The 1,762-nt window shown below is 44.4% G+C and carries 2 protein-coding genes; both read left to right on the top strand.

Features of this window, described 5'->3' with window-relative positions; genetic code table 11:
* The coding region (locus tag PSE7429_RS22755; protein ID WP_009629757.1) for an RNA-guided endonuclease InsQ/TnpB family protein at nt 1–928 on the top strand (928 nt) is incomplete at its 5' end.
* A 24-nt stretch (nt 929–952) separates the two neighbouring features.
* Complete coding sequence (gmk, locus tag PSE7429_RS22750) at nt 953–1,558, top strand: guanylate kinase (protein WP_009629756.1); 606 nt, start codon at nt 953–955, stop codon at nt 1,556–1,558.
* The last annotated feature ends 204 nt before the right edge of the window (nt 1,559–1,762 follow it).

Raw genomic sequence — 1,762 nt, 5'->3', positions numbered from 1 at the left:
AAGACATTTACAATCTGCGTTTACTAATTTCTTCGCAGGACGGGCAAAATATCCCAACTTCAAGAAAAAACATCACGGTGGGAGTGCTGAATTTACTAAAGCTGCTTTTAGATGGAAGGATGGCAAAGTATTTTTAGCAAAATGGTCTCAACCTTTGGATATCCGTTGGAGCCGTGAGATCCCTGAAGGTGTAGAACCATCAACCATTACGGTGAAACTCTTGCCCTCTGGACGATGGACTGTATCTTTGCTAGTTGATGTCGTAATCGAAACATTACCTGAATCTCCTAATCAAATTGGCTTGGATTTGGGCATTACTAGCCTGATGGCTTTAAGTAATGGCGAGAAGATTGCCAATCCCAAAACATTCAAAGCTAAGCGCCGTAAATTGCGTAAAGCTCAAAAAGCGCTTAGCCGTAAAAAGAAAGGCTCTAATAATCGCCACAAAGCTAGATTGAAAGTCGCCAAGGTTCATGCAGCAATTAGCGATGCTCGTCATGATTTTCTTCACAAGCTGACAACTCGACTAGTTCGTGAAAACCAAGTGATTGCAGTCGAAGATTTGTCTGTGAAGAATATGGTCAAAAATAGGAAACTCGCTCTCTCGATTAGTGATGCTAGTTGGGGTGAAACAGTCAGGCAACTTGAATATAAGTGCAACTGGTATGGTCGTACTTTTGTCAAAATTGATCGTTGGTTTCCTAGCTCTAAAAGGTGTGGACATTGCGGTTATGTTGTGGATAAGTTGCCTTTAAATATCAGAGAGTGGGATTGCCCTAAGTGCAGTACACATCACGATAGAGATGTAAATGCTGCAAAAAATATTCTTGCCGCAGGGCTTGCGGTGAATGTCTGTGGAGCGACTGTAAGACCTGAAGAGAGTAAATCTCGGAAGGCTGGTGCTATGAAGCAGAAACCTAAGTCGTGAGTCTTAGGAATCCCCGTCACTTCAGTGCGGGGTGGATGTCAACTGCCAATTTATTTAGGGATTTACGAAGCTTTGAGTGAAGGTAAGTTAATTGTTGTTACGGGACCCAGTGGGGTCGGTAAAGGCACTCTATTAAAGAAATTGCTAGAGCGGTATGCCGATCGCTTTCATTTCTCAATTTCCGCCACCACCCGATCGCCACGTACGGGGGAAGAGGATGGCAGAGAATATTTTTTTTGGAGCCGTGCTGAATTCGAGCAGCAACGCGATGCGGGCGGATTTCTGGAATGGGCAGAATATGCGGGAAATCTTTATGGTACGCCGATCGCGCCAATTCATCGCGCGATCGCAATGGGGCAGATTGTTCTGTTAGAAATCGAATTGGAGGGGGCAAGACAGGTAGCCACATCTTTCCCCAATGCTCAACGCATTTTTATTGCGCCGCCTTCGATGCAAGTCTTGGAAAGTCGTTTGCGCGATCGCAGCACCGATAGTGACGAGCAAATTCGCAAACGTCTCCACCATGCTGCACTTGAGGTAGCCGCCGCCAACGAATTTGATCTCACGATTGTCAACGATGATCTAGAAATTGCTCTACAACAACTCGAAAAAGCGATGTTTCACGATTAGAATATCTTTGCTGGTGTTATCGCATATAAGTAGCTAGGCATAAGTAAACTTAAAACCTAGAAGAGCATACCGCCCGCGTAGCGGGCGGTATGCTCTCTGGTTTTGATTTTTAATTATGCCGAACTACTTATAACGGTCGCTATTTGTATTACAGCAATTATCGATCAAACGAACTACAAGGAAATTTTTGAAAGCGTTGCGAAG

Source organism: Pseudanabaena biceps PCC 7429, assembly GCF_000332215.1.
GTDB classification, from domain to species: domain Bacteria; phylum Cyanobacteriota; class Cyanobacteriia; order Pseudanabaenales; family Pseudanabaenaceae; genus Pseudanabaena; species Pseudanabaena biceps.
Note: the sequence above shows the minus strand (reverse complement) of the source record. Positions and strands in the feature narration are given on the sequence as shown.